The following is a 25843-nucleotide window of genomic DNA, read 5'->3' on the forward strand; positions in this document are numbered from 1 at the left end:
TGATTCTCCGCGGAAAAGCCAAATGAGCAGCCACGGTCCGCGCCGCGGTTGCCGATGCGCGGGCATCGTTGCGATCCTGCTGGCGATCTGCTCCTTCGTCTACGCCAACGACATCTGAGCCTAGTTCCGTGAGAGGGGGTCCTGCCACGTGGCAGGACCCTCTATCGCTTCGAACCGCTGGGGTATGCCTTCGCCGAGTACGGGCGGATCGAGAAGACCATGCATCTGCTGGCGCTGTGCGACCCGGTCGACGACTCCTGCCTGCGCCGGGTGAACCGGCAGCTCACCGTGCAGGAGTCGCGAGATCGTCTGACGCGGGCGACCTGCCACGGCAAAACGCGGCAACATCGTGCCCGCTGGCATCCGGCCCGCTGATCTTCATCCCCACGTTCTGCGGCACTCCTGCGCGATGGCCCTGCTGCACGCCGGTGTCGACACCGCCGTCATCGCACTCTGGCTCGGCCACGCCGACATCCGCTCCACCGGCATCTACTTCCACGCCGACATGACCATCAAACAACGAGCCCTCGACCAGACCAACCCCGGCCTCGACCACGCCCGGTCGCTACCGCCCCAGCGACAGCCTCCTGGCCTTCCTCGAAAGCCAGTAATCATCCCGATCCTCCGACAACATCAACCACGGAATACCTTGCACCCGTGGAGTTCTCGCCTCAGACCACACTCGCCTCGGCATAGTTCTCGCCTCGGCATAGATCGATGAACTCGGCTACATGGAACTGGACAAACGCGGCGCTGAACTGCTGTTCCAGGTATTGACCGAACGCGAGGAAAAGAACTCTGTCGCGATAGCATCCAATGACAGCTTCGGTTCCTGGACAAAGACTTTCACCGACCCGCGGCTCTGCGCGGCAGTTGTCGACCGCCTCACCTTCGGCGGCAACCGCACCCGGAAATGCTGAGGTGGCGTTCAAGTCCGGCACCAAATTCGACGTAATCGACCGCGTCGACGACTTCGTGTCCGGACGCACGATGATCACGATGGTCGAGCGCGTCTCCTAACCGAAAGGCATCCTCATGACCAGTGACAATGACAACGAAACACCGGTCCGTATCGCCGGTAAGACCTTCACCCGAGGGCTCCCGCCCCTAGACCCCGACCTGATCGCACAGGCCATGGCCATGTCCGCCGAGATGGACCGCGAGCGAGCCGCGACGCCAGCCTGCCCGGCACCCTCCGAGCCTGGCACGGCACTGCCGGAGCGGTTCCACGACGACTGCCTCGGTACCGAATACGAGCCGTGGTACCACGACCTCCAAGCCAAGCGCGCCCGGGAGCGCCAGCAGCACAACGACTCCGGGGAATAGCCCCGGCGAGGGTGTCGGCGGGTAGTGCGGCGCAGGTGGCGCACGGTGACCGGGGCTGCCGGGCCGCGGCCGCGGCGGATGCTGGCCTCGGCGAGGCGGCGCTCGTAGTTGCCCAGCGCCTGGCGGGCCGCGGCAACCGAGGCCTTCGGCACGACCAGGTGTCGCCGTAGTATCGGGCGGATATGGCGAAACCCGCTAGTAGAGGGCGGGTTCTGCGCGCTGGGTGCTGGTCAGGCCGGGGGTTGTTGGGTGATGCGGTCGCGGTAGATCCAGTATGCCTTGCGGTCGGCGGCGGAGTTCAGGGCGATGATCGGTTCTCTCTGCGTCGGCCGTCCACGAGGTCGTGATCATGGAATATCGTGCCGGTCATGACCACGAATGACTGGTTGGCCGACACCCGAGCCTCTTATGACACGGTCGCGGTCAGCTATGCCGACCAAGTGCGCGGCGCTCTCGCCGGACACCAGTACCTTCGCGCGGCTCTGGCGTTGTTCGCCGACAGCGTGCGGATCGCTGGCGGTGGGCCGGTCGCGGACGTCGGCTGCGGCCCCGGTGAAGTCACCGCCCACCTGCATGAGCTCGGTGTCGACGCCTTCGGTGTCGACCTCTCCCCGGCGATGATCGACGTGGCCCGGCGCGACCACCCCGGCCTGCGGTTCGAGGTGGGCTCGATGACGGACCTGGACCTGCCCGTCGCTTCGGTGGCCGGCCTGCTCGCCTGGCAGTCGTTGATCCATATCCCGGACGACGAGGTGCCGACTGTGTTCGGGCACTTCCGCCGAGCATTGCGTCCCGGTGGACCGCTGCAGCTGCTGTTTCACGTCGGCGACGAGTCGTTGTTGAAGACGGACGGCTACGGCGGTCACCCGATGAATGTCCATGTCCACCACCGTCAGCCTGACCGGGTGGCATCCTGGCTGCGCGAGACCGGATTCGTGGTCGAGGCTCAGATGCTGCTCGACCCGGACGCGAAAGCTCAGCAAGCGATTCTTTTCGCACGCAGTAAGTCCTGACTTCTGTCTGTGTCGGGCTCGCCAGTCGGATCCGGAGCCGATGCCCGAGATGGACGCCGACACTGCGCTATACCCTCGGCGCGACCGTCGTGACCACGGACGCGCGCTACACACCCTGCAAGCCCTGTGGATCCCGCCCGCGGCGCTGGACATGAGAAGAGCACCCACCCAAAAACGAAGCGGACCTACGTGTTCCGGGGCATGCTCTTGCACAGATGCAACAGGCGGATGTTCGGTACGACACGCCACGGTGACACTTACTACCTCTGCTGGCCGACCGGCAACAATCGAGGGCGTCCCGACAAGTACGCGGGACACCCGAAAACGGTGTACATCCGCGAGGATGCCGTTCTTGACGCCGTTTCCAAATTCTTCGCCGCCCGCGTCTTCGGCGAACAACGCCGCGACCTTCTAGCAGCAGATCTCACTGAAGTCGACGACCGTGCAGCACGACAACGACATACCGAGCAACAAAGGCTCCACCGCATCATCGAGGACATCGCACGACGCCAGGACGCCGTGCTACGGCAAGCTCAGGACGGCGAGCCAGACGACGCCTTCACGAAGGCCCTGCGCGGCACCTACAACGACCTGGAGACCCCAAAGACCAACGCCGTAGCAGGAGCCACCTCCGCAGGCCACGGGCAGCAGTAATTGTGTCGATGCTGTCTGTGCCCCCAGTCGGACTCGAACCGACACTGGGCGGATTTTAAGTCCGCTGCCTCTGCCAATTGGGCTATGGGGGCCGTCCGGGACAGACTACCGAGTCGTACGGTTGTACCGGAATTCTGAGGGTTGAAGATGGGCAAATTGTCGAGTATGGGGGCGGGGAAGTCGGGCAATTGACCAACGGCGTGCCGACCGGTTGCTCTGAAAAGGCCTGGTTCCGAACCGGTTTGGGGCAGGGCGGCACGAAACCGGGTCAGCGGGGCCGGTGCGGGGTGGTGCTGTCCAGTGGGCTTACCGGCGCGGGGGTAACGGGATGCGGGCGAGGTCGGTGGCGACGTGGATCGGGCCGGAGAAGTGGGCTCGGGCCTCGGCCAGATGGACGGACAGGTCGCGGTAGCGCTGGGAGAAGTGGGTGAGCACCAGGGTGCGGGCGCCTGCCGCGGCGGCGACCCGGCCGGCCTGGCCCGCGGTGAGGTGGCCGTATTCGGCGGCGAGCCGCGCGTCGGCGTCGAGGAAGGTGGCTTCGATGACGAGCATGTCGGTGTCGGCGGCGAGTTCGTAGACGCCGTCGCAGAGCCCGGTGTCCATCACGAAGGCGAAGCTCTGGCCGCGGCGCGGCTCGCTGACCTCGTCGAGAGTCACGGTGCGCCCGGCCGATTCGATGCTGCCCTGCTGTTGCAGCCGCGCGATGACGGGGCCGCGCAGCCCGAAGTGCTGGAGCCGGTCGGGCAGGATGCGCCGGCCGTCCGGCTCGGTGAGCCGATAGCCGAAGGTGTCGACGGGGTGCGCGAGCGGCACCGCCGTGACCGCGAACGGCGCGCCGGGAAAGTCGACGGTACCGGCCCGATCGATCGGACGCGGCCGCAACTCGGCCCGGTGATAGTAGGAGGTGGCGTTGACGAGGCGGTCGTAATACTCGGTCCCGGAGGCGGGAAAGCACACGTCCACCGGATGCGGCACCCGGTCGAGATTGATCCGCTGCACCACCCCGGCCAGCCCGAGGCTGTGATCACCGTGGAAGTGGGTGATCGCGATCCGGGTGAGGTCGGTGGCCGAGACACCGGCGTAGGTCATCTGCCGCTGCGTCCCCTCGCCCGGGTCGAACAGCACGCCTTCGTCGTCCCAGCGCAGCAGATACCCGTTGTGATTGCGCTGCTTGGTCGGCACCTGGCTGGCGGTACCGAGCACTACGAGCTCCCGCTGCGACACCCGTGTCACGCTACTTGTTCGCCAGTCGTGGAGTGGCACGGGCGCAGGCCCGCGCCACTCGGCGGACTATTCGGCAGGCGGGTTGCCGAGCAGGGAGTGCCTGCGGCTGTAGGCGAAATAGATGACGAAGCCCAACGCCATCCAGACGAGGAACCGCAGCCAGGTCTCCACGGACAGGTTCAGCATCAGCCACAGGCAGGCCAGCACGGCGAGCACCGGGATCACCGGAACCAGCGGGACGCGGAAGCCGCGCGGCAGGTCGGGCCGGGTGCGCCGCAGCACGAGCACGCCGATCGACACCAGCACGAACGCGAACAGCGTGCCGATATTGACCATTTCCTCGAGCGTGCCGAAGTCGACGAAACCGGCCAGCACCGCGCAGACCACGCCGACGATCGCGGTGATCCGCACCGGCGTGCCCTTGCTGCCGGTGTGCGCCAGCTTGCGCGGCATCAGCCCGTCGCGCGCCATCGCGAACAGCACCCGGGTCTGTCCGAGGAACATCACCATGACCACGGTGGTGAGCCCGGCGAGCGCGCCGATCGAGATGATGTTCTTCACCCAGGTATCGCCGTGGATCGCGAAAGCTGTTGCCAGGGTCGCATTCTCACCGGACAGCTCGGTGTAGGACACCATGCCGGTGAGCACCAGCGAGACCGCGACGTAGAGGATGGTGACGATGAGCAGCGAGCCGAGGATGCCGCGCGGCACCGCCTTCTGCGGGTTCTTGGTTTCTTCGGCGGTGGTCGCGACGACGTCGAAGCCGATGAACGCGAAGAACACCAGGCTGGCCGCGGCGAGCAGGCCGTACCAGCCGAACGTGCTGTGCCCGGCGCCGGTCAGGAAGGAGAACAGCGACTGGCGCAGACCCTCGCCCTCCGCCCCTGGCTGGGACGGCGGCACGTACGGCGTCAGGTTCTCCGACTTGAAGTAGGTGACGCCGACGATCAGCACCAGCGCGATCACGCTCAGCTTGATCGCGACGGCCACGGCCGACACCCGCGAGGAGACCTTCGTCCCGGTGGCGAGTAGCACGCCGAGCACCGCGATCAGCAGCACGGCGCCCCAGTCGAACGACACCGAGCCGATGTGCACGATCGGCGTCGTGCCCATCACCTCGCCGAGGTACTGCGACCAGCCCTTGGCCACCACGGAGGTGGCGAGCGCGAACTCGAGGATCAGGTCCCATCCGATGATCCACGCGACGAGTTCACCGAAGGTGGCGTAGGAGAAGGTGTACGCGCTGCCCGCCACCGGCACCGTGGAGGCGAACTCGGCGTAGCAGAGCGCGGTGAGCCCGCAGGCGATCGCCGCGAAGACGAACGCGAGCGACACCGACGGTCCGGCGACGTTGCCCGCGGTCCGCGCGGTGAGGGTGAAGATGCCCGCGCCGATCACCACCGCCACGCCGAAGACGGTGAGGTCCCATGCGGTCAGGTCCTTGCGGAGCTTGGAGTCGGGCTCGTCGGTGTCCTTTATCGACTGCTCGACGGATTTGGTCCGGAACAGGCCACCCCATCTGGCCTGCTGTCCGATTGCGCCGTCCGGCTTGCGGATCGCCACACGTTCTCCTCACCTCTGGTCTTACTGTCTTGCTGGTTCTATGCCCGGCCGGGCTAATGCACGCCTGCCATGTGCTGACTGATCCGCGGCGCGATGGCGGCCACGATGACTCCGGCGCACACCGCGACGGCGCCGATGATGCCGAAGTAGGCGACTTCGTGGTCTTGGTCATAGAACCGAGCCAAAGTACCCGACATGGATGTACCGATGCCAACCGAGAAAAAGTACAGCGCCATCATCTGAGCCCGGAAAGCTTCCGGTGCGAGCTGGGTGGTGACCGCAAGTCCGATCGGTGAGAGCAGCAGTTCCGAGACGGCGAAGCCGCCCATGACGACGAGCACGAGCAGCGCGGGCACCGTCGCGCCGCTGAAGCCGGCCAGCGGCACGAACAACAGGAACGCCAGGCCCATGCCGATCACGCCGAGCGCGAACTTGCGCGGCGTGCTCGGCGCCCGGGAACCGAGCTTGGTCCACAGGATGGCGAACAGCGGTGACAGGGTGATGATCCAGACCGGCTCGACCGAACCGATCCAGTTCGACGGGGCGGTCCAGCCGAAGATGCTCCAGTTCATCCGTTCGTCGGAGTACACCGCGAGCACCGTGAAGATCTGCTGGAACAGCGACCAGAACACCGCGTTGGCGATGAACAGCGGAATGAACGCGCGCACCCGGCTGCGCTCGACCGGCGTCACCTTGGCGTGGGTGAGCATGACCACGAAGTAGACGACCGAGGCCACGGCGATCACGATGGTGGTCGCGTCGGGCAGGTTGTCCAGCGTCACCAGGCCGGTCGCCCATACCACCGCGACGAGCACCGCGGCGCCGGCCACCGCACCGAGGACCGGGGCGATCGCGGTGCGCGGCAACGGGTTCGGCACCTCGCGGCCGTGCGTGCCGAGGTTGCGCCGGAACACCACGTACTGGACCAGACCCAGGGTCATGCCGATCGCGGCGGCGCCGAATCCGTAGTGGAAGCCCAGGCGCGTCTGCAGCACACCGGTGAGCAGCGGGCCGATGAACGCGCCGAGGTTGATGCCGAGGTAGAACAGCGTGAATCCGCCGTCCGCGCGGGCATCACCCTTCGGATACAGCGTGCCCAGCAGCGAGGACGCGTTGGCCTTCAGCGCACCGCTACCCAGCGCGACCAGCACGAGGCCGACGCCGACGCCGGTCAGTCCCGGCAGCACCGCCAGCGCGAGATGCCCCGCGACCACGACGACGCCGCCATAGAAGACCGTTCGCTCCATGCCCAGTACCCGGTCGGCGATCCAGCCGCCCAGCACGGTGGACAGATAGACCAGTCCGCCGTAGGCGCCGACGATGCCGACTCCGGTGCTCTTCGCGAGCCCGAGCCCGCCTTCGGTCGTGGAGTAGTACAGGTAGTAGCCGAGGATGGTGACCATCCCGTAGTAGGAGAATCGCTCCCAGAGCTCCACGCCGAACAAGTTCGTCAAGCCGATCGGGTGACCGAAGACTGTTCGTCCCGGGGCCACCTGTTCGGCGGTTGTTGCTTCCGACATCCTCCGACCATCCCATGTTTGAGGCGAATTGTGGGCATCCACACACGAAATTCACCGTCCCCAGTCGAACATCGAGGTGTCGTCGCTGTGTTATGCCGAATTTGTATCGCTCAATCCTGTATTGATCAGAATCGAAGCGCGTTCTGATAGTAGATCCCACGACCTCGCGGGCGGGCCCCGCCGTCGTTTTCCGCCGCCGCCACTGGGCATGCCGGAACCAGCGGGGCACGATGGCGAGGAACGACCGGTCCGCCCGACGACGAAAGTGACGCGCAGATGGAAGCTGTCGAGATCACGGTGTCCGCCTCGGCCGAGGACACGTTCGCGGTACTGGCCGACGGCTGGCTGTACGCACTCTGGGTGGTCGGCGCCTCGCATATCCGTGACGTCGATCCGGGGTGGCCCGCGGTCGGCACCCGCATCCATCACAGCGTCGGCCCGTGGCCGCTGAACCTGTCCGACACCACCAAGGTGCGCGCGGTCGAGCCGCCGCGGATGATCGAGCTCGAGGCCAGGCTGTGGCCGGCCGGCTCGGCCTGGATCCGGTTGGAGCTGACCGAGATCGGGCCCGACCGCACCCGGATCAGCATGGCCGAACGGGCGATCACCGGTCCGGCCGCGTTGATCCCCGGCGCGGTCCAGGCGTTGGGACTGGCTCCGCGCAACAAGGAATCACTGTCCCGGCTCGCCGATCTCGTGGTCGGCCGGGCGCGCGAAATCGACCGGAAGAGCTAGGCGATCGAGAGCGCGATCCCGTCCAGGATGTCGTGCTCGCTGACGACGAGCTCGGAAATGCCTGCGCGACGGGACAGTTCGTCTGCCAGGACCTCGGCAATGACGCCGCCGCCGCCGATCACGTCGACCCGGCCCGGATGCATGGGGCCGAGGGCGGCGCGCTCGTCGTGCGTCAACCCGATCAGCCGATCACACACGGCGCGTAGGTCATTCAGCCCGAGCCGGGTGAGATGCACCCGCTCCGAATCGTATTCGGGCAGGTCCAGCGCGACGGCGGCGATCGTGGTCATGGTGCCGGCCACGCCCACCCAGGTGTGCGCACCCTCGACCGGCACCCGGGCGAAGGCCTCGGCGAGCCGTTCGGCGGCGAATTCCCGTGCCGCACCGACCTGTTCGGCGGTGGGCGGGTTGCCGGGCAGACAGCGTTCGGTGATCCGGACACAGCCGATATCGGCCGAGAACGCCGCCTGCACTCCCGCGCTGTCGCCGAACACCAGCTCGGTCGAACCGCCGCCGAGATCGACGACCACGAACGGCCCCGCGGCGCTGTCGAGTTCGCCGATGGCGCCGCGGAACGAGAGGCGGGCCTCCTCGTCGCCGGTGATCACCTCGGCCTCCGCGCCGGGCACCACGGTGCCGAGTTCGGCTCGTGCCATGGCGAAGAAGTCTTCCCGGTTCGCCGCGTCCCTGGTGGCGGAGGTGGCCACCATCCGCACCCGGCCGACGCCCGCCTCGCGCATCAGCGCCGCGTAGTCGGCCAGCGCGACCCTGGTTCGCTCGATCGCCTCCGGCGCCAGCGCACCGGTCGCGTCGACGCCCTGCCCCAGCCGCACGATGCGCATCTCGCGGTGCACATCGGCGAGCCGGCCGTCGCCGAGCACATCGGCGATCAACAGTCGGATGGAGTTGGTGCCGCAATCGACAGCGGCTACCCGATCGGTCATGCTCGCGCCCCGTCTTCCTGGCTGCCCGCGCGCTCGTACTTCGGCCAGTCGGCCGGAATCGCGGTGCCGCGCAAACCATTGTCGGCGGCCAGCGCCACCGCCTCGTCGCCGAACGGGTTCACGCCCGGCCCCTTGGCCAGCGCGTGCGCGATCAGCACGTGCAGGCATTTCACTCGTTCCGGCATGCCGCCGCCGGTGAAATCGGTACCGAGCGACTCGATCTCGTCGCGCTCGGCCAGATAGCTCTCGTGTGCGGCGCGGTACGCGGCGGCCAGCGCCGGGTCGCTGCCGAGGCGTTCGGTCATCTCCCGCATCACGCCCGCGGATTCCTGCCTGCTCGCCTCCGCGGTGAGCCGCGGGTCGGTCAGGTAGTAGAGGGTGGGGAACGGCGTGCCGTCGGGCAGCCGCGGCGCGGTTTTCACGACGGCCGGGATCCCGTCCGGGGTGCGAAAGGCCACGGCGAGCACGCCGCGCGGTTCGCGGCCGAGCTGGCGGGCGATGATCGCGAGATCCTGGTCGTTCGGTGCTGTCACCTGGGTCCTTCCGGTCCTGGCGGGGGCGCGGCGGGCGGTCCCGGCGGCGGCGCCGGAGCGGCCTCGGGCACGGGTTGCGGTTCGGAGATGCTGTGCCACAGTTCGGTGTACCAGGGATCCGGTTCCTTGGACTTGGTCACCGCGGTGGGCGGGGCGGCGGCTTCCACGCCGGGCACCTGCACGATGTAGGGGGTTTCGCCGGGCAGTACCAGCCGCAGCCGGTCGCGGGCCTCGGACCGGATGTAGGCCGGATCCTGTTGCTGCGCACGACGATCGCGCAGCCGCGCCAGATCGGCCTCCAATTCCCTGCGCTGCTGCGCCAATTGGGCGGCCTCGGCCCGCTGGGTGAAATACGTGCGCATCGGCACGGCCAGAGTCAACGCCAGCGCGCACACCACGATCGCGAGCACCACCGCCTTGCCGGTGGACAGGCCGAGGATGGTGCGTTCGTGCTTGTCCGCGCCGTGTTCGGCGGCGCGGGCGGCCACCTTTTGCGGGGTCGCCTTCTTGTCGTCCGAGCGTCGCCGCGTCGCCCGTTTGGCCGCGGCGGGCCGGGCCGCCGTTTCGGTGTCGGACCCGGCCTTGGGCCGCGAGCGGGCGGCACGCGACGTGCGGCGGTCCCCACGCCCGGCTGGACTGGTTCCACGCGCACGTCGCTCCGTCATAGCGAACCCCTGTGTGACTAACCCTCGAAGGCGAAACGCGGGAACGCGGCGTCCCCGGCGTAGCGGGCCGAATCGCCCAGCGCATCCTCGATGCGCAGCAGCTGGTTGTACTTGGCGACCCGCTCGCTGCGCGCCGGCGCACCGGTCTTGATCTGGCCGCTGCCGACCGCGACCGCGAGGTCGGCGATGGTGGTGTCCTCGGTCTCGCCGGACCGGTGGCTCATCATCGTCTTGTAGTTGTTGCGGTGCGCGAGTTCCACCGCGTCCAACGTCTCGGTGAGCGTGCCGATCTGGTTCACCTTCACCAGCAGCGCGTTCGCGGCGCCGCGGGCGATGCCCTCTTCGAGGCGCTCCGGGTTGGTGACGAACAGGTCGTCGCCGACGATCTGGATCTTGTCGCCGATCTCGTCGGTGAGCGCGACCCAGCCGTCCCAATCGTCTTCCGACAGCGGGTCTTCGATGGAGACCAGCGGGTAGGCGCCGAGCAGTTCCGCGTAGAACGCGGTCATCTCGGCGGCGCTGCGCACGCTGCCCTCGAACTTGTAACCGCTGCCCGCGGTGTAGAACTCGGTGGCGGCGACATCGAGCGCCAGCGCCACATCGGTGCCGAGCTTGAGGCCGGTCTTGCCGATCGCGGAGCTGATCAGGTCGAGCGCCTCGCGGGTGCCCGCCACGTCGGGTGCGAAGCCACCCTCGTCGCCGAGGCCGGTGGACAGGCCCTTGGCCTTCAGCTCGGCCTTGAGCGCGTGGTACACCTCGGCACCCCAGCGCAGCGCCTCCTTGAAGGTGGGCGCACCGATCGGGGCGACCATGAATTCCTGGACGTCGACGCTGGTGTCGGCGTGCGCGCCACCGTTGAGGATGTTCATCATCGGCACCGGGAGCACGTGCGCGTTCGGGCCACCGAGGTAGCGGAACAGCTCCAGGCCCGAGGACTCGGCGGCGGCACGGGCCACCGCGAGCGAGACGCCGAGCAGCGCGTTCGCGCCGAGGCGGGACTTGTCCGGGGTGCCGTCCAGGTCGAGCAGGACCTGGTCCACGGTGCGCTGTTCGACCGCGTCCAGGCCGATCACGGCCGGCGCGATCTCGTCGAGCACACCCTCGACCGCCTTGCGCACGCCTTTACCGCCGTAGCGGTCGCCACCGTCACGCAGTTCCACGGCCTCGTGCTCGCCGGTGGACGCGCCGGAGGGCACCGCCGCCCGGGTCAAGGTGCCGTCGTCGAGGGCGATCTCGACCTCGACAGTGGGGTTTCCGCGAGAATCCAGGATCTCACGAGCTCCGACCTGTTCGATGATGGCCACGAAAACGACACTCCTTCGGCTGCAGGCACGGTAGGTCTCAGGGGAATTGCCGTGCGCTGCGAGCCTAGCGTCCGGCGCGCTGGGCGGGTAACCGGCACTCCGATGGACGAGGTCACACCCGCCGGCCCACGCTGTAGGCCGCGGCCCGGTCGCGCACGGTGAGCAGATAACTGGTGGACTGGTTGTAGGTGAGCAGCGCCTTTTGCCAGCCGTGCTCGGAGGTGAGATCGCCGCCGCTGGCGCACAGGTAGCGGGCGGCGGTGAGTGCCGCGTCGTCGATGTTCTGCGGATCGGCCACGCCGTCGCCGTTGGCGTCGACACCCCAGCGCTTCCAGGTTTCCGGGATGAACTGCAGCGGGCCGATCGCGCGATCGAACTCCGGATCGCCGTCCATCTTGCCGCCGTCGGTGTCCTTGACCAGGGCGACGCCGGGCGCGCCGTCGAGCGGGATGCCGATGATCGGCGGCCGGACCACGCCGTCGGCGTCGATGCGCGAACCGCGATGGGTGCCGTGTTTGCTCTCCACACTCGCGATGCCCGCGAGGGTGGTCCAGGCGATGCCGCACTCCGGCTTCGACCGGGCGAGCACCGCCGCGGCGTAGCCGTACGCCTCCAGCGCGACCGGCGGGATCGCCATCCGGTCCGCCTGCTCCTCCGCCCACCCGCGCAGTTGGAGTGCGGTGCGGCCGGGGCCGTCGACATCGATCAGGGGCAGCGGCGTGCCGGGGCCGGGCGGAATGCCCTCGGGGATGGGGGTGAGATCACGATCGATCCCACAACCGGCGAGCACGAGGGTCACCATGGCGGCGGCCACAGCGCCGGTCTTCTTCAGGAGCACCCCATCCATCATCCAGATCCGGCGGAGCAAGTCGAGGAATCGCCTGGTCATCGAGTTTCCGCGCCCGGCGTTTCCGTGCGTTGCACACAGACCGGACCGGGAGTGCGGTCAGCGCAGCAGGTCTCGGGTGGCCTGCTGGGCCGGGGCGGCCAAGATCGTCGCCGTTTCGCCGGACTCGACTATCCGGCCGTGGTCGAGCACCACGATGCGCGGACAGTGCGCGGCGACCAATGCCATGTCGTGACTGATCACCAACAGCCCCATGGCGCGCTCGGCCCGGATCCGATCCAGCAGCGCCATGAGCGCACCCGCGGTCGCGTGATCCAGTGCCGAGGTGATCTCGTCACAGAGGAGCACGGCGGGCTCGGCGGCGAGCGCCCGGGCCACCGCGACGCGTTGACGCTGGCCGCCGGAGAGCTGATGCGGATAGCGTTGTGCCAGTTCCGGTGCTAGTTCGACCGCGGCCAGCAGGTCCGTGACATGCTGCGCCACTTGACGTCTCGGCACTCCGCCGAACCGGCGCAGCGGTCGGGCCAGGGTTTGCGCGACGGTGCGCCGCGGATTCAACGCGGACCGCGGGTTCTGCGTCACCAGTTGAATACCATTGCTACCGAGCAATTTCCGCGCTCCGTGCGCGAGCGGCAGCACCGCGCCGTGCAGCTCGAGCGTGCCTGTCGCCGTCCGGTGCAACCCCGCGATCACCCGTGCCAGCGTGGTCTTCCCGGCCCCCGAGGCCCCGACGACAGCCAGCGCCGAACCGGCCGCCAACTCGACATCGACGCCTGTGAGCACCTCTCGCCCGGCAATGACCGCGGTGATTCCGTTGCCGCGCAACAGCAACGGCGTCCGTTCAGACCCGGCGCGGTCCGGCGCATCGAGTACTTCAGCCCGCCCTGGGGTTGCGCTGCGAGCGAACAGCAGTGGCGCAGCGGCGGTACGGTCCGGGCCACCGAAGGTGGTGACGGCGCTACCGAGTTCGATCACCTGGTCGGCGACGGCATGGATGGTGGCGGTGTCGTGGCCGGAGAGCAGGACGGCCACGGAGCGGTCGGCGGCGACCTCGGTCAGCAGCCGGGCGATATCGGTGCGCAGCGCACCGTGCAGTCCGGCGAGGGGTTCGTCGAGGATCAGGACATCGGCGTGCCGGATCAGCGCGCGGGCCAGGGCGACTCGGCGCTGCTGGCCGCCGGAGAGTTCGGCCGCCCTGCGCCGCAAGTGTTCCGGGGACAGGCCGACGAGTTCCAGCGTCTCTGCCAGGTAGTCGCGCGTGGCGTGCGGGGCCACCTCGTGTAGCAGCCCATGCACGCGCATCAGCGGGTTGAGCGCGGATCCCGGATCCTGCCCGACATAGGCCACGTGCGTCCGCCGGAAACGCTGTAGTGCCGCGGGATTCAAGGCGAACACGTCGTGACCGGCCACCACGACCGACCCGGATCGCTCGGCACCGCGTGGCAGATCCCCGAGCAGAGCGCGCATCAACGTGGTCTTGCCCGCGCCGGAGGGTCCGGTGAGCGCTGCCACGCTGCCCGTCGCGATCCGGAAATCCAGTGGTCCGAACAACTCCTGGCCGTTCGGGCCGTGTACCGCCAAACCCTCGACCAGCACCGGGCAGCTCGGTACCGCAGAACGGCCGGCCGACTCCGCCGCACCACCGCTGTCACCTTCGACTCCGAGACCACCGTCGAGCACCGAATTCCGCACGGCGGCATCGCGTCCCCGCTCAGCCATGAGTCCGCTCCTTCCGACACGCAGCGGCGCGCGGCTCCGTGACACCACACGGTGCTTCGATCCACCGGCCCGCGCTCATGTGTCCTGGCCTTTCCCGAAGGCCGAGACGGCGAGGTTCACGCTCACCGCGACAACGGCGATCGCGAGGCTCGGCGCGAGGACCGACCACGGGTTCAACAGCATCCCGGCGGCGTTCTCGCGCACCATCACCGCCCAGTTGCTCGCGCCGAGCGTCGTCGGGAGTTGCAGGAAGGAGGCGGTGCTGACGAGGTAGACGGCGGCCACGAAACGCAGGCCGAGCTGGGCCGCGATCACCTCGCACAGGTTGGGGATCACCTCTCGGAATACCAAGTGCGACAGCGTCTCCCCACTGACCTGTGCGGCTTCGACATAGCCGGAGGCAGCCACACCCGCCGCGGCTGCGGCGAAAACCCGCGCGCAGTAGGGCGTGCCGAACAGCAGCGCGACGACGAGCAGGCCGTAGGCGCCCGCATCCGGCCAGGAGGTCAACACGAGCAGGATGCCCAGCACAGCGGGCAGCAGCATGGCGAAATCGGTCGCGCGTTCGATCAGCGTCCCGATTCGCGGTCGCAGCGCCGCGAGCGTGCCGAGCACACACGACAGCGCGGTGACCGCCACCGCGATCAGCACCGACAGCAACAGCAGACCCCAACCGCCGTAGAGCAATTGACTCAGCACGTCGCGGCCCAGCCGGTCGGTGCCGAGCCACGCGTCCCCGGCCGGATCGCCGAACGGAATTCCCACCGGTGTCTGCGCGGCGTGCGGCGCGAAGGCCGGACCCAGCACCGCGAGCACCGACACCAGCAGCGCGGGCAGCACGGTGAGCAGCCGCAGCAGCCTCGCCCGACGACGGCCCCGGTCGGCGGAAATCCCCGCTGTGGACGTCACTTTCATCGGCTCCCCCGCAACGACCATGCGCGAATCCCGTCGGCCACCGCGAGCACGCACATGATGACCACACCGGACAACGCCACCACCGCGGCGACCGTCGACACGTCCCGGTCGGCGACCGATCCGGCAAGGACCGCGCCCAGCCCCGGGTAGTTGAAGAGGGTCTCGACCACCAGCGCGCCGCCGAGCACCATGCCGACAGTGGTCGCGAAGCTCGCCACGATCGTCGGCAGCGCGAACGGCAGCACATGCCGCAGCAGCACCGCCCGGGTGCCGATCCCGTCCAGCACCGCGCCTTCCACATGCGGTGCGCGCGCCGCGTCGACCAGCGCGGCCCGCACCACCCGGGTGTTCCAGCCGATCTGCGGGATGGCCAGCGCGAGCACCGGCAGCACCAGCATGTCCGCCCGCACCGGGAGTCCGGACCGACCTGTGACGGTTACGGCGGGCAACCAGCCGAGGGCCAGCGCGAAGATCAGGATCAACAGTGTCGCGAGGACGAATTCCGGTATCGCCGCGGCCGTCGTGGTGGCGGGTTGCAGTGCTCGTGCGAAGGCCCGCCGTACCAGCTCCGCGCAGTGCCGGAGCAACACAGCGCACCGCCCGATCAGCCCACCACTGAAGTGGTCCGGCCCGGCTCTTCCGGGCCGACCTGACGTATCGGTCGCCGCCCCGGAGCCGGCCGCCGATCCGATCACGTCGGCGCGCACCGGGTTCAGCGCAGCACTCTGCCGCGTCGCCCACCACGCACCGAGCAGCAGCGACACGATCACCGTGGCCACCAGCGCGAGCCCGCCGAGCAGCAGCGTCGGCGGAAACTTTGCGGCGAGCAACTCGTTGATCGAGCGGCCGCGCGCGGTATGGCCGAAATCGCCGGTGGCGACACCGGCGATCCAGTCCCAGAAACGGACGGGCAGCGGCCGATCCAGTCCCAGTTCGTGTTCCTTCGCCGCGACCAGCTCCGGTGTCGCGTCCCGGCCGAGCACCGCTCTGGCCGTGCTGCCGGGCAACAGGTCGACCACCACGAAAACCGTGGCGAGCAGCGCGATCAACAGCACGATCCGGCGCAGGAACAGCCGGGCGAACGCCATCACCCCGCCAGCCAGGCTCGTTCCAGCTGCACCCGGGCGTAGCCACCGAGCGTGGGCAGGTCGTTGACCCTGGTGGAGGCAATGTCGATGCCGTCGGCCATCCCCCAGACCAGGTAACCGCCGCGGTCGTACTCGATCTGCTGGAGCTCACGGCTGGCCTGCGCGTACTCCGAGTCACTTTGCGCGGCCAAGGCTTTCGCGGTGGCGGCGTCGAACGCGGCGTCCTTGAAGTCGGTTTCGTTGCGATTGGAACCGCTGGACATCAACTGTTTCGCGAAGAACAACGCGGAATCGTTGGTACCCCAGGACACGGTGTACATCGGCGCCTTCAACCAGGTCTGGTCGTAGAAAGCATTCGACTCCTGCGTGAGGACGTCGAGGCGGACGCCGATCTCGGCCAGCTGGGTCGCGATCACCTTCGCCGACTCGACTTCACCGGGCACCTCGGCCTTGGTCACCAGCGGATAGGTGCGTCCGGTATCGAACGCGGCCTCGCGCAGCAGCGTCTTCGCGCGTTCGATATCGCGGACACGCTGCGCGATGGTCTTGTCGTACACCGGATCGGCGGTGCCGAGAATATCGTTGGCGACCGTGCCGTAGCCCGAATGCACCTGCGTCACCAGCGCATTGCGGTCCACCCCGAGCCGCAGCGCGGTCCGCACCCGCGCGTCGGCGAACGGACCGTCCGAGCAGCGCATCGCCACGCCGAGCATGGTGTCGTTCGCGCGCCGCACCACGTTCAGGTCACCGCGGCCCTCGGCGGTCCGGCCCGCGATCGCGCCGACATTGGACGCGAGATCGATCTGGCCGCCGAGCACCGCGTTACCCAGCGCCGTCACGCTTTCGAACATGGTGACCTCGATGGCATCGAGCAGCGGCGCGGGGCCGTGCCACCGCTCGTTGCGCACCAGGCGGGCGTTGCCGTCCTGGTAGGACTCCAGCCGGAACGGCCCGGTGCCAACGGCTTTGGTGAAGTCGGTGGTGTCCTTCTTGACCGTGAACGTCATCAATCGAACCAGCAGCGGCAGCTGGGTGTTCGGCTCGGGTACGGCGAGCACCACCCGATTCGGACCGTCGGCAGTGATATCCGACACGGCGACAGGCATTTTCGAGGCGCCGCCGACCGTGCGCAGCCGTTGCAGCGACCACACGACGTCGTCCGCGGTGACCGGTGTGCCGTCGTGGAAGGTGGCGCCGTCGGCGACAGTGAATGTCCAGCGACGGCGTTCCGCGTCGGGTTCCCACTTGCTGGCCAACCGTGGCAACACATTCGGATCGCCGCCCGGGACGGTCAGTGCGTCGTAGACCAGGGAGGTGATGAGGAAGTCGCTGTCGTTGCTGAGGTTGGCATGCGGGTCGCGCTGGATCCGCGCCGCGACGCCCAGGGCGCCGACCCGGAGGGTGCCGCCACGCTGCGCCGATCCGGTCCCGCCACGATCGTCCGAGCACGCGGCGACGAGCAGTACTGCGCCTACCCCGAGCCCCGACCTGATCAGCTGCCTGCGGTTCAATCCCATTGCGCTGCCTTCTTCCTCGTGATCCCCGCGCCCTAGCACAAAATGCGGACACAGGCGAGGACAGGCTAGCCTAAACGTTGCCGCCCCTCATCGTTACCCGGCCGCAGTGGCAGCGAATCGGCCGATCGGCCACCAGCTTCGAATCAGCAACCGCAATCCCCCAACGGAGCCATAGACTTTTGCTATCTTTCTACAACTCGCTTAGGTAAGCCTTGCTTAACGGAGTATGAGCGGCTAGCTTCGCAGGGCGACGTCAGTTCTGCTCTTTTCAACGATGCGAAGAAGGGATTCCCTCGGTGAAAGGCGTTCTCTCCGAACGTAAGACGCTTCACCCGCAGGATATCGAACGCCGCGAGTTCCCCGCCGCCGCCGGGCGCGCGGTGCGTGAGCTTGCGCGAGAGATATCTACCACACTCGACGCGGCGCGCACCAGTCCCGCCGTGACAGCCCGCACGCTGACCGATCCGGCGCTCATCGCGCAGATCGACGCGCGGGTCGGCGAGTTACCCACCGAGGTTCGACAGGCCATGCGACCGCCCGCGACGGCCGCGGGCGCGACCATCGTGAGCAGGCTGCCCCTGACCGACGACGAACTCGGCCCCACCCCGCCGAGCTGGCGCGAGGCCGCGGAATGGAGCGGTTCGGCCGCGCGCCGCGCGCACTCGTTCGAACTCGATCTCGCGATGCTGCTGCTGGCCCGGGCCGCGGGCGAGCCGTTCGGCTGGCACGGCCAGCAGGGCGGGCGGCTGGTCAACAACATCCTGCCCTCCCCCGGGCACGAGCACGAACAGTCGGGCGCGAGCAGTAAGACGCTGCTCAGCCCGCATTCCGAAGACGCCTTCCACCCGGGGCGCGCCAACCTGCTGATGCTCGGCTGCCTGCGCAATCCGGACCTGGTGGGCACCACGGTGTCCTCGGTGCGGCGGGTCGAACTCAGCGCCGCGCAGCGGCGGCTGCTGAGCGCACCGGTGTTGCCGATCCTGCCCGACGTCTCGTATGGCACGGGACACGAACAGTATTCGGCCCCGCCCCTGCCCACCCTCTGGAGCTGCGCGGGTCCGGACGAGACCACGCTGCGTTACGACCCGGCCTACACCCCGCTCGACGATGCCGACCCGGACTTCCGCGCCGCCTACGCCAGGCTCACCGCTGAATTGGAGCGGGTCTGCGTCACGGCCGCGCTCTCGCCCGGTGAGCTGCTGCTGGTGGACAACGATGTCGCCGTGCACGGCCGGGTTCCGTTCACCGCGCGGTACGACGGCACCGACCGGTGGCTCAAGCGGGTGAACGTCCGCCTGCCGGAACGACCGCGCCGGGCCGAAGAGACCGACGAGAATGGTTATGGGCAACGGATCGTCGCCCCGTTCCGAGCAGCAGGCAGTCCCGCGTTCGTGTCCGGTGGCCGCGAGCCGGCCCGTACGGACGGAAGCCGGGCGCAGAACCCGGTGGGCACAGAGCGGGATGCAGCACATGATCGAGGATCCGTTGAACACACGTGACCGCAGCACGCCCTTACGGGTGTTGAGCCGCAGCGACCTGGCCGGCGTGCCGATCACGCCCGGCGAGGTGGTGCGCGCGGTGGAGGACGCGTATCTCGCGTTCGCCGCGGGAGATTCGGATAATCCGCGCAAGCTGAGCGTGGCCAACCCGGACGGCTGGTCGGTGTCGTACGCGATGCTCGGCCGCGACGGCCGCCGCCGGGTGGTCGCCATGAAGACGTCCTACAAGTTCGATCCGGGGCACGACCGCAGCACCAAGCGCTACTACACCACGATCACGCTCTACGACGACAGCACCGGCGCGCCGATCGCGCTGATGGACTGCTCCCGGGTCGGCGCGCTGCGCACCCCGGCGGTCTCGGCGCTGCTGGTCCGCGAGACCGTCCGCCGCGGGGCGGAGAGCGTACTGCTGATCGGCACCGGAACCCAGGGCCGAAACGCGTTGCCGCACTTGCTCGCCGCGAATCCGCAGCTGCGCAAGCTGATGCTGTACGGCACCCATCCGGAGGGGCTCGACGCGGTGCACCGGCACCTGGCCGAGTACTATCCGCACGCGCTGCTGGAAACGGTCGAGGATCCGCGGGTGGCCGCGGCCACCGCCGACGTGGTGCTGGCCACCGCGGGCCCCGGCACCGAGGTCGCGCTCGAATCCGCCGATCTGGCACCGGGTTCGACGGTGGTCCTGGTCGGCTACGGCCTGGCGCCCTCGACGCTGATCGAGGCCGACCGGGTGGTCGCCACCAGCGCCGAGCAGATGGCGCTGACCGGCACCGACATGGTCGGCCCGGACGGCAAGCTGCGCACGGTGGACGCCGAGCTGCCGCAGATCCTGAGCCGCCGCGCCACCGGACGCCGCTCCGACGACGAACGCATCTTCGTCTACAACAGCGGATTGGTGCTTACCGATATCGCGGTCGCGCACGCCCTCGCGGAGCGTGCCATCGAGGAAGGCCGGGGCACGGAGGTGCCACTGTGGGACTGACGGTCGTGCCGACGCACAGCGCGACGCCGCTGCCCGCGCACTCGGACCCCTGGGAGCGTCGCGCGCTCGACGATCCGAACCTGCTCGGCGACATCGCCTTCGCCGTCGGCGGCCCGTTCCACGTCATGTATCCGCCGCGCGTCGCCCGGAATATCGAGAGCTTCCACGCGGCCTTCACCCGGGCCGGGGTCGACGGCGTCGTCTACTACGGCAAGAAGGCGAACAAGTCCGCCGCGGTGGTCCGCGCCTGCGCCGACCACGGTGCGGGCGTGGACGTCGCCAGTGTCGGTGAGCTGACGGCGGCACTGGCACAGGGCATTCGCGGCGACGAGCTGATGGTGACCGGTCCCGCGAAGGCCGACGAGCTGCTCTGGCTCGCCACCCGGCACGGCGCGCTGATCGCCGTCGACGATCTCGGCGAACTCGATCGCCTTGTCGCACTGGGCACCTCGGCGCGGCCCGCCCGGATTCTGCTGCGCGTACTCCCGCCCGCGTCGGCCAGCCGATTCGGGCTGACCGACGCCGAAATCACCACCGCGCTGGCCTTTCTCGACGGCTGCGGCACAGTGCGGCTGGCGGGCTTCAGTTTTCACCTCTCCGGCTACGACGCGGTCGCGCGGGCGGAGCTGGCGGCGGCGACGATCGCCCGCTGCCTGCACGCGCGCTCGCTCGGCCACCCCGTCACGACGCTGTCGATCGGCGGCGGATTCGGCGTCGACTACGTCCCGGCGGCGCAGTGGGCCGAGTTCAGCGGCCGGGTCGACCGTTCGTGGTTCCACTCGGGCAAGACGTTCGAGTCGTACTACCCGTATCACTTCCCCGCGCCGGGCGCGGACATGCTCACCGCGATCCTGACGCACGACGGACTCGCGCGGCGACTGCGGGACAACGCGATTCGCCTCGCCGTCGAACCCGGCCGGGCACTGCTGGCCCATGCCGGTTTCACCGTCTTCCGGGTGCAGGGCAGCAAGACCAGGTACACCGACGGCGCGCCGTATCGGCTGCTCACCGTCGACGGCACCAGCCTCAGCCTGTCCGAGCAGTGGTTCGACAGCGAATACCTGCCCGACCCGGTGCTGTGGCCGGAGCTGCCCGGCGCGCCGACGCCGACCAGCGTCGGCGCGGCCACCTGCCTCGATTCGGACATGCTCAGCTGGCGGCGGATTCCACTGCCGCGCGCCGCCGAGGTGGGCGATCTCTTGATCTACCCGAACACCGCCGGGTATCAAATGGACTCGAACGAGTCCGCCTTTCACGACCTGCCGATACCGCCCAAGGTCGTGCTGCACGACGCGCCCGGCGACCGGTTCCGCTGGACACTCGACGGCTGACCCCACCACCCCGACCCGAACGAGGAGAACATCCCATGCCGCTCGTCACGCGCGTGACGGATCTGATCGGCCGCACACCGCTGTTCGAACTGGCGGCGACCTCGACCGGTACCCGGCTGCTGCTCAAACTCGAACAGTTCAATCCGACCGGTGCGGCGAAGATCAGAATGGCGCGCGAGATGGTGCTCGATGCCGAGCGGCGCGGGTTGCTGGCCAGTGGCGGGCATATCATCGAGTCGACATCCGGGAACACCGGGCTCGGTCTCGCGGTAGTTGCTGCCGAACGTGGGTATCGCTTCACCGCAGTGGTCGATCATCACGCATGTAAGGACAAGCTGCGCGCTATGCGAGCAATGGGTGCGGAACTGGTGTACGTCGCCGACGACGGCGACGACAACTTGGCGACCTCGGCGCGAGAGGACCTCGCCGAGGCGATGGCGGCCGAGCGGCCGGACGCGTACTTCACCGAACAGCACAACAACGACGCCAACGCGGTCGGCTACTTCGCGGTCGCCGAAGAATTGCTGGAGGATGTCGAGCGGGTCGACATCCTGCTCTCCTCGGTGGGCACCGGCGGTTCGCTGTTCGGTACCGCGACCCGGCTGCGCCAGCTCGGCCGCCCCGCCCACGTGATCGGCGTCGAGCCGGTCGGGTCGATCGCCTTCGGCGGCGAAGGCGGCCCGTACTGGCAGTCCGGCACCGGGACCCCGCCCGGCGCCACGATCGGTACCGCCGTGGACTATTCCCAGTTGGACGAGGGCGTCAAGGTCACCGATGTGGCGGCCTTCGCGACCGCGCGGGCCGTCGCGGCCGAGCTGGGCCTGATGATCGGCGGCTCGGCGGGCGGCTCGGTGCACGCCGCGCTCACCCGGCTCGAGGAGTTTCCCGCGGGCTCGACCGTCGTCACCATCGTGTGCGACGGCGGCGAGAAGTACCTGGACACCGTGTTCGACGACGCCTGGATGGCCGAACGCGACCTGCTCGATCCCGCCGCCGAAACCGAAGTGCGCCAACTGCTGCACCGCTACACCCCGGCGTCGCGGCGCACCGAACTGGTCGAGGCGCGGTGATGCTGCTGTCGGGCTACCGGGCCGACAGCCGTCGGCTCACCGCTCTCGCCACGCCGATCGCGATGACGCAGCTGGCGCAGATCGCGGTGTCCACCACCAACATCGCACTGATGGGCACGCTCGGCGTGCAGGCCGTCGCCGCGGGCGGACTGGCCTTCGCGCTGTTCAACCAGATCCGCACCATGTGCGTCGGGCTGATCACCGCCAGCGGCAACCAGATCGCGACCGCGGTGAGCGCGGCGGGCAAGCGCGGCGAATCCCCCGATCGCGAGATCAGGGACGTGCTGCGGTCGAGCTTCCTGATCGCGACCATCGCCGGAATCGCCGGTGGCGCAGTGCTGATCGGCCTCGGCTGGGCGTTGCAGTGGCTCGGTCAGGATGCCGGCGTGCTCGCGGACGCCCGGCCCCTGATGGTGGCGCTGGCACCGGGGCTGTTGCCCTGCCTGTGGTTTCAGGCCTTGCGCCAGTACACGGTCGGCATGCAACGCCCGCAGGCACTGCTGCTGGTGACCCTCGGTTCGGTGGTGCTGAACCTGGTCCTCGCGCTCGGCTTCATCCACGGCCGCGCCGGGCTGCCCCAGCTGGGCATCACCGGTATCGGGGTGGCCACGTCGCTGGTCTTCCTGATCACCTTCGGCGTGTTCTGGGCGATGGTGCGCCGCGACGCGAAACTCGGTGCCACGCTGCCACTGCGACCGTGGCCGGTGCGGCGCTCGACCGTGCTGGCCGAGTTGAAACTCGGCGCGCCGATCGCGCTCACCTACGGCTCGGAGGCCGGCATGTTCTCCGTGCTGGCCCTGGTGATGGGCAGCATCGGACCGGCGGCACTGGCCGCGCACAACGTCGTGTACCAGATCATCTACATCGTGTTCCAGGTCGCCATCGGCGTGTCACACGGTGCCTCGATCCTGGTCAGCCACGCCGTGACCCGGGACGAGTACCCGCACGCGCGCGCCCTGGCCTGGCTGGCGCTGCGGCACGTCGCGGTCGTCGCGGTGCTCACCGGCGCGGTCTACGTGATCGCGCCCGACTTCGTGCTGCGGCCCTTCCTGAGTTCCGAGGACACCAGCACCGTGCAGATCGCGCACACGCTGCTGCTGATCGGCATCGTGCTGCAATTCTTCGACGCGGCACAGAACATCGGCACCGGGCTGCTGCGCGGGCTCAAGGAGACCAACGCGGGCTTTCGGCTCTCGCTGATCGGCTACTGGGGCGTGGGCCTGCCCGTGGCGCTGCTGCTGGCCTACCCGGCCGGGCTCGGCGCCGCAGGCGTCTGGTGGGGCCTCACCGCGGGTCTGGCCACCACCGCGGTCTTGATGCTGCGCCGCTATTTCGCCCTGCTCGACGGGCGCGAGCGCGACCGTCGTCAGGTGGTGCCGGAGGCCACCGAACGGCTCACCAGCCCTGGCTGAGACACGGCTCGGACCCGGTGCCGGCGGCAGGCCGCGCACCGGGTCCGAGCGCGGTGTCAGATATTGACGCCGTAGTCGCGGGCGATACCCGCGAGGCCCGAGGCGTACCCCTGGCCGATGGCGCGGAACTTCCACTCGTTGCCGTGGCGGTACAGCTCGCCGAAGACCATCGCGGTTTCGGTCGAGGCGTCCTCGGTCAGGTCGTAGCGCGCGAGCTCGATGCCGGTCGCCGCGTCCACCACGCGGATGAACGCGTTGCGGATCTGGCCGAACGACTGGCCGCGCGCGTCGGCGTCGTGAATCGACACCGGGAAGAAGATGTTGGTGATGGTCGGCGGGGTCGCGCTCAGATCGACGTTGATCACCTCGTCGTCGCCCTCACCCTCGCCGGTGAGGTTGTCGCCGGTGTGCTCGATCGAGCCCTCGGGCGAGCGCAGGTTGTTGTAGAACACGAAGTGCTGATCGGAGAGCACCTTCAGATTCTGCCCGGTGGCCAGCGCGCTCGCGTCCAGGTCGTAGTCCGCACCGGTGGTGGTGCGCACGTCCCACCCCAGACCCACGGCTACCTTGCTGAGGTTGGCTGCCTGCTTGGACAGCGAAACGTTGCCGCCCTTCGCCAGTGTGACGCTCATTCAACCGCCTTCGTTCTCGACTGTGGATACCCCGAACCGGTTGGGCCGGTTCAGTTCTGGTGGTCCGCCTCTGGTGGTCCGCCCAGGCGCGCAGCGTGGACACCCGGCCTTCCAGGGCATGCAGTTCGCTCGGATCGAGCACATTGCGCTGGATGCCCTTGTCGACCTCGAAGGCCGACTGCCGATGGTCGTCGATCGCGTCGACATCGATGCGCACCGCCGCGTAGTCCGCGGCATCGGGCATCTGCTCCGCGACCACCTTCGCGGTGCCCCTGGCACACAGCGCGACATTACCTCCGCCGAGAATCAGCAGCGCCACCTGCGGGCGTTCGCGCAGCCGGGCCAGCGACCCGCGATCGAACTTGAGGCTGATCAGAATTCGCCGATCGCCGGCCCGGACCGGCCACGACACCGGGATCGCGTGCGGCGCCGGATCGGTGGTCACCAGCACGGCGATAGTTTCTCTCGGCCACTGGGGTAGCACGTCCAGCTCGGGATGATCAGCGTGATCTGTCGAGTGGTCTTGACGTTGCGCAGGGCTCGCTCCGGCCGCCATCTTCGTCACCTCATGGATCGTCACGCGCGACGGGCTGTGCCGCGCTTGCCTAGCCAGTCTAAAGTGCTGGGCCACTTGCTCGCTGGCGCTGCCCCCGATGTCCGAAGGATCTCAGCGGACTATCAGGCCGAGGTGAGGGTAGGTATCGCTAACCCGGACGCCCAGGCGCGCGCCATCTCCTTCGCCCGGATATCGGTGGACGCGTCGTGCCGCGCGTGCGCACCGAACTGGGTCGCGCCGCGTGCGATCAGCCGCTGTGCGGCGATCTCACCGCCGCGGTTGAAGGTGTCGCCGTAGACGCTGTCGCCGAGGCCGAACACCGCGAAACGCAGACCGGTCAGATCCGGCGCGCTCGCGTCGAGCTGGTCGAAGAACGGTTCCGCGCCGGTCGGCAGATCGCCGTCGCCGTAGGTGGAGCACACGATGAGGTGGATATCGTGCGCGTCCAGATCCTCGACAGCGAACTCGGCCATGTCGTAGACCGACACGTCATACGACGACAGCTCGTCGGCGACGCTGTCCGCGACGGCCTCGGCCGTGCCCATCTCGGATCCGAACAGTATGACCACGCGCACCGGACGTGCTCCCTTCTCACAGGTCCCCAAGGTTGGTGAGGCTATCCTAATTAAGCTCGGCTACAGTCGCCAGCCCTTCGCCGTCCGAGTCGGCCAGGCATGACGACGATCACGGTGACCGCACCCCGGCAGTCCCCGGAAATCGGGCTACCCGCGCGAAACCGGTGCCACCACCGCAACATTGCGGCAGCGCGGCCGGTCAGTGGCAGCGGAACGGCA

Annotated in this window: 25 protein-coding genes, 1 tRNA gene and 2 pseudogenes; 13 read left to right on the forward strand and 15 right to left on the reverse strand. The window is 68.6% G+C overall.

Annotated features, from left to right (window positions below):
- Positions 1–174 precede the first annotated feature (174 nt).
- From O3I_RS46705 to O3I_RS36945, 6 genes and pseudogenes are all read left to right on the forward strand, one after another.
- Positions 175–360, forward strand: a pseudogene (locus O3I_RS46705) (Tn3 family transposase); the annotation flags it as partial.
- A gap of 49 nt (positions 361–409) precedes the next feature.
- Positions 410–721 carry a hypothetical protein gene (locus O3I_RS46710; RefSeq protein WP_237748199.1) on the forward strand — a complete coding sequence of 104 codons (312 nt, stop codon included), beginning with the start codon at positions 410–412 and terminating at the stop codon, positions 719–721.
- A pseudogene (locus O3I_RS36930) lies at positions 714–920 on the forward strand (ATP-binding protein); the annotation flags it as partial. The gene O3I_RS46710 and the pseudogene O3I_RS36930, both read left to right, overlap by 8 nt.
- A 115-nt stretch (positions 921–1035) precedes the next feature.
- Positions 1036–1326, forward strand: a complete 291-nt coding sequence (locus tag O3I_RS36935) for a hypothetical protein (RefSeq protein ID WP_014988158.1) — start codon at positions 1036–1038, stop codon at positions 1324–1326.
- Positions 1327–1694: 368 nt separating this feature from the next.
- Positions 1695–2339 carry a class I SAM-dependent methyltransferase gene (locus O3I_RS36940; protein WP_014988159.1) on the forward strand — a complete coding sequence of 215 codons (645 nt, stop codon included), beginning with the start codon at positions 1695–1697 and terminating at the stop codon, positions 2337–2339.
- A gap of 228 nt (positions 2340–2567) precedes the next feature.
- A complete protein-coding gene (locus O3I_RS36945) occupies positions 2568–2993 on the forward strand; it encodes a hypothetical protein (RefSeq protein WP_141691909.1) in 426 nt (141 codons plus the stop codon).
- Between the two features lie 18 nt (positions 2994–3011).
- Here the strand turns inward: O3I_RS36945 and O3I_RS36950 are convergent.
- From O3I_RS36950 to O3I_RS36965, 4 genes are all read right to left on the reverse strand, one after another.
- Positions 3012–3085: transfer RNA gene (locus O3I_RS36950), tRNA-Leu, on the reverse strand.
- A 214-nt stretch (positions 3086–3299) separates the two neighbouring features.
- The gene (locus tag O3I_RS36955) at positions 3300–4217 is read right to left on the reverse strand and encodes a ribonuclease Z (RefSeq protein ID WP_014988161.1); all 918 of its coding nucleotides are present in this window, start codon (positions 4215–4217) and stop codon (positions 3300–3302) included.
- Positions 4218–4283: 66 nt separating this feature from the next.
- Positions 4284–5780 (reverse strand): amino acid permease, encoded by a 1497-nt coding sequence (locus O3I_RS36960; protein WP_014988162.1) that lies wholly within the window; start codon positions 5778–5780, stop codon positions 4284–4286.
- A gap of 53 nt (positions 5781–5833) precedes the next feature.
- Entirely contained in the window at positions 5834–7300 is a 1467-nt protein-coding gene (locus tag O3I_RS36965; protein ID WP_014988163.1) for a peptide MFS transporter, read from the reverse strand.
- A gap of 276 nt (positions 7301–7576) precedes the next feature.
- On the opposite strand from O3I_RS36965, the gene O3I_RS36970 reads away from it, so the two are divergent.
- A complete protein-coding gene (locus O3I_RS36970) occupies positions 7577–8035 on the forward strand; it encodes an SRPBCC family protein (protein WP_014988164.1) in 459 nt (152 codons plus the stop codon).
- Here O3I_RS36970 and O3I_RS36975 read toward each other — a convergent pair.
- From O3I_RS36975 to O3I_RS37015, 9 genes are all read right to left on the reverse strand, one after another.
- Positions 8032–8979, reverse strand: a complete 948-nt coding sequence (locus O3I_RS36975) for a Ppx/GppA phosphatase family protein (protein ID WP_014988165.1) — start codon at positions 8977–8979, stop codon at positions 8032–8034. The genes O3I_RS36970 and O3I_RS36975 overlap by 4 nt on opposite strands.
- Positions 8976–9512 carry a DUF501 domain-containing protein gene (locus tag O3I_RS36980; RefSeq protein WP_014988166.1) on the reverse strand — a complete coding sequence of 179 codons (537 nt, stop codon included), beginning with the start codon at positions 9510–9512 and terminating at the stop codon, positions 8976–8978. The genes O3I_RS36975 and O3I_RS36980 overlap by 4 nt, the downstream gene beginning before the upstream one ends.
- Positions 9509–10177: an FtsB family cell division protein gene (locus O3I_RS36985; RefSeq protein WP_041563112.1), complete on the reverse strand. Its 669-nt coding sequence runs from the start codon at positions 10175–10177 to the stop codon at positions 9509–9511. Before O3I_RS36985 ends, O3I_RS36980 begins: the two co-directional genes overlap by 4 nt.
- Before the next feature lie 17 nt (positions 10178–10194).
- On the reverse strand, positions 10195–11481 hold the full coding sequence (eno, locus tag O3I_RS36990; RefSeq protein WP_014988168.1) for a phosphopyruvate hydratase: 1287 nt from the start codon (positions 11479–11481) through the stop codon (positions 10195–10197).
- Positions 11482–11593: 112 nt separating this feature from the next.
- Positions 11594–12370: a lytic transglycosylase domain-containing protein gene (locus tag O3I_RS36995; protein WP_014988169.1), complete on the reverse strand. Its 777-nt coding sequence runs from the start codon at positions 12368–12370 to the stop codon at positions 11594–11596.
- A 57-nt stretch (positions 12371–12427) separates the two neighbouring features.
- Positions 12428–14047: an ABC transporter ATP-binding protein gene (locus tag O3I_RS37000; RefSeq protein WP_014988170.1), complete on the reverse strand. Its 1620-nt coding sequence runs from the start codon at positions 14045–14047 to the stop codon at positions 12428–12430.
- Positions 14048–14122: 75 nt separating this feature from the next.
- Positions 14123–14962 (reverse strand): ABC transporter permease, encoded by an 840-nt coding sequence (locus O3I_RS37005; protein WP_051066829.1) that lies wholly within the window; start codon positions 14960–14962, stop codon positions 14123–14125.
- Positions 14959–16050 carry an ABC transporter permease gene (locus O3I_RS46715; RefSeq protein ID WP_014988172.1) on the reverse strand — a complete coding sequence of 364 codons (1092 nt, stop codon included), beginning with the start codon at positions 16048–16050 and terminating at the stop codon, positions 14959–14961. The genes O3I_RS37005 and O3I_RS46715 overlap by 4 nt, the downstream gene beginning before the upstream one ends.
- Positions 16050–17567, reverse strand: coding sequence for an ABC transporter substrate-binding protein (locus O3I_RS37015; protein ID WP_014988173.1), 1518 nt, complete (start codon positions 17565–17567; stop codon positions 16050–16052). Before O3I_RS37015 ends, O3I_RS46715 begins: the two co-directional genes overlap by 1 nt.
- Before the next feature lie 296 nt (positions 17568–17863).
- On the opposite strand from O3I_RS37015, the gene O3I_RS37020 reads away from it, so the two are divergent.
- The 5 genes from O3I_RS37020 to O3I_RS37040 are packed head-to-tail and all read left to right on the forward strand — an operon-like array spanning position 17864 to position 23861.
- Positions 17864–19066 carry a TauD/TfdA family dioxygenase gene (locus tag O3I_RS37020; protein ID WP_014988174.1) on the forward strand — a complete coding sequence of 401 codons (1203 nt, stop codon included), beginning with the start codon at positions 17864–17866 and terminating at the stop codon, positions 19064–19066.
- Positions 19038–20048, forward strand: a complete 1011-nt coding sequence (locus tag O3I_RS37025; RefSeq protein ID WP_014988175.1) for an ornithine cyclodeaminase — start codon at positions 19038–19040, stop codon at positions 20046–20048. Before O3I_RS37020 ends, O3I_RS37025 begins: the two co-directional genes overlap by 29 nt.
- Positions 20039–21379 carry an alanine racemase gene (locus O3I_RS37030; RefSeq protein ID WP_014988176.1) on the forward strand — a complete coding sequence of 447 codons (1341 nt, stop codon included), beginning with the start codon at positions 20039–20041 and terminating at the stop codon, positions 21377–21379. Before O3I_RS37025 ends, O3I_RS37030 begins: the two co-directional genes overlap by 10 nt.
- 35 nt (positions 21380–21414) lie before the next feature.
- Positions 21415–22449 (forward strand): PLP-dependent cysteine synthase family protein, encoded by a 1035-nt coding sequence (locus O3I_RS37035; RefSeq protein ID WP_014988177.1) that lies wholly within the window; start codon positions 21415–21417, stop codon positions 22447–22449.
- A complete protein-coding gene (locus O3I_RS37040) occupies positions 22449–23861 on the forward strand; it encodes an MATE family efflux transporter (protein ID WP_014988178.1) in 1413 nt (470 codons plus the stop codon). The genes O3I_RS37035 and O3I_RS37040 overlap by 1 nt, the downstream gene beginning before the upstream one ends.
- Positions 23862–23917: 56 nt before the next feature.
- Here the strand turns inward: O3I_RS37040 and O3I_RS37045 are convergent, their stop codons facing one another.
- Positions 23918–24493 (reverse strand): TerD family protein, encoded by a 576-nt coding sequence (locus tag O3I_RS37045; protein WP_014988179.1) that lies wholly within the window; start codon positions 24491–24493, stop codon positions 23918–23920.
- Positions 24494–24611: 118 nt separating this feature from the next.
- Here O3I_RS37045 and O3I_RS45815 point away from each other — a divergent pair, with 118 nt between their 5' ends.
- Positions 24612–24974, forward strand: a complete 363-nt coding sequence (locus O3I_RS45815; RefSeq protein WP_014988180.1) for a hypothetical protein — start codon at positions 24612–24614, stop codon at positions 24972–24974.
- 197 nt (positions 24975–25171) lie between these two features.
- Here the strand turns inward: O3I_RS45815 and O3I_RS37055 are convergent, their stop codons facing one another.
- Complete coding sequence (locus tag O3I_RS37055) at positions 25172–25624, reverse strand: flavodoxin domain-containing protein (protein WP_014988181.1); 453 nt, start codon at positions 25622–25624, stop codon at positions 25172–25174.
- Between the last annotated feature and the right edge of the window lie 219 nt (positions 25625–25843).

The sequence above is a fragment of the Nocardia brasiliensis ATCC 700358 genome, from assembly GCF_000250675.2.
Classification (GTDB): Bacteria; Actinomycetota; Actinomycetes; order Mycobacteriales; family Mycobacteriaceae; genus Nocardia; species Nocardia brasiliensis_B.

What these genes read in the sequence shown, in the direction of transcription:
- O3I_RS46710 (WP_237748199.1), top strand. Translation starts at nt 410, where the DNA reads ATGGCCCTGCTGCACGCCGGTGTCGACACCGCCGTCATCGCACTCTGG.
- O3I_RS36935 (WP_014988158.1), top strand. Translation starts at nt 1,036, where the DNA reads ATGACCAGTGACAATGACAACGAAACACCGGTCCGTATCGCCGGTAAG.
- O3I_RS36940 (WP_014988159.1), top strand. Translation starts at nt 1,695, where the DNA reads ATGACCACGAATGACTGGTTGGCCGACACCCGAGCCTCTTATGACACG.
- O3I_RS36945 (WP_141691909.1), top strand. Translation starts at nt 2,568, where the DNA reads ATGTTCGGTACGACACGCCACGGTGACACTTACTACCTCTGCTGGCCG.
- O3I_RS36965 (WP_014988163.1), bottom strand. Translation starts at nt 7,300, where the DNA reads ATGTCGGAAGCAACAACCGCCGAACAGGTGGCCCCGGGACGAACAGTC.
- O3I_RS36970 (WP_014988164.1), top strand. Translation starts at nt 7,577, where the DNA reads ATGGAAGCTGTCGAGATCACGGTGTCCGCCTCGGCCGAGGACACGTTC.
- O3I_RS36975 (WP_014988165.1), bottom strand. Translation starts at nt 8,979, where the DNA reads ATGACCGATCGGGTAGCCGCTGTCGATTGCGGCACCAACTCCATCCGA.
- O3I_RS36985 (WP_041563112.1), bottom strand. Translation starts at nt 10,177, where the DNA reads ATGACGGAGCGACGTGCGCGTGGAACCAGTCCAGCCGGGCGTGGGGAC.
- O3I_RS36995 (WP_014988169.1), bottom strand. Translation starts at nt 12,370, where the DNA reads ATGACCAGGCGATTCCTCGACTTGCTCCGCCGGATCTGGATGATGGAT.
- O3I_RS37000 (WP_014988170.1), bottom strand. Translation starts at nt 14,047, where the DNA reads ATGGCTGAGCGGGGACGCGATGCCGCCGTGCGGAATTCGGTGCTCGAC.
- O3I_RS37005 (WP_051066829.1), bottom strand. Translation starts at nt 14,962, where the DNA reads ATGAAAGTGACGTCCACAGCGGGGATTTCCGCCGACCGGGGCCGTCGT.
- O3I_RS46715 (WP_014988172.1), bottom strand. Translation starts at nt 16,050, where the DNA reads ATGGCGTTCGCCCGGCTGTTCCTGCGCCGGATCGTGCTGTTGATCGCG.
- O3I_RS37015 (WP_014988173.1), bottom strand. Translation starts at nt 17,567, where the DNA reads ATGGGATTGAACCGCAGGCAGCTGATCAGGTCGGGGCTCGGGGTAGGC.
- O3I_RS37025 (WP_014988175.1), top strand. Translation starts at nt 19,038, where the DNA reads ATGATCGAGGATCCGTTGAACACACGTGACCGCAGCACGCCCTTACGG.
- O3I_RS37035 (WP_014988177.1), top strand. Translation starts at nt 21,415, where the DNA reads ATGCCGCTCGTCACGCGCGTGACGGATCTGATCGGCCGCACACCGCTG.
- O3I_RS37040 (WP_014988178.1), top strand. Translation starts at nt 22,449, where the DNA reads ATGCTGCTGTCGGGCTACCGGGCCGACAGCCGTCGGCTCACCGCTCTC.
- O3I_RS37045 (WP_014988179.1), bottom strand. Translation starts at nt 24,493, where the DNA reads ATGAGCGTCACACTGGCGAAGGGCGGCAACGTTTCGCTGTCCAAGCAG.
- O3I_RS45815 (WP_014988180.1), top strand. Translation starts at nt 24,612, where the DNA reads ATGCAGTTCGCTCGGATCGAGCACATTGCGCTGGATGCCCTTGTCGAC.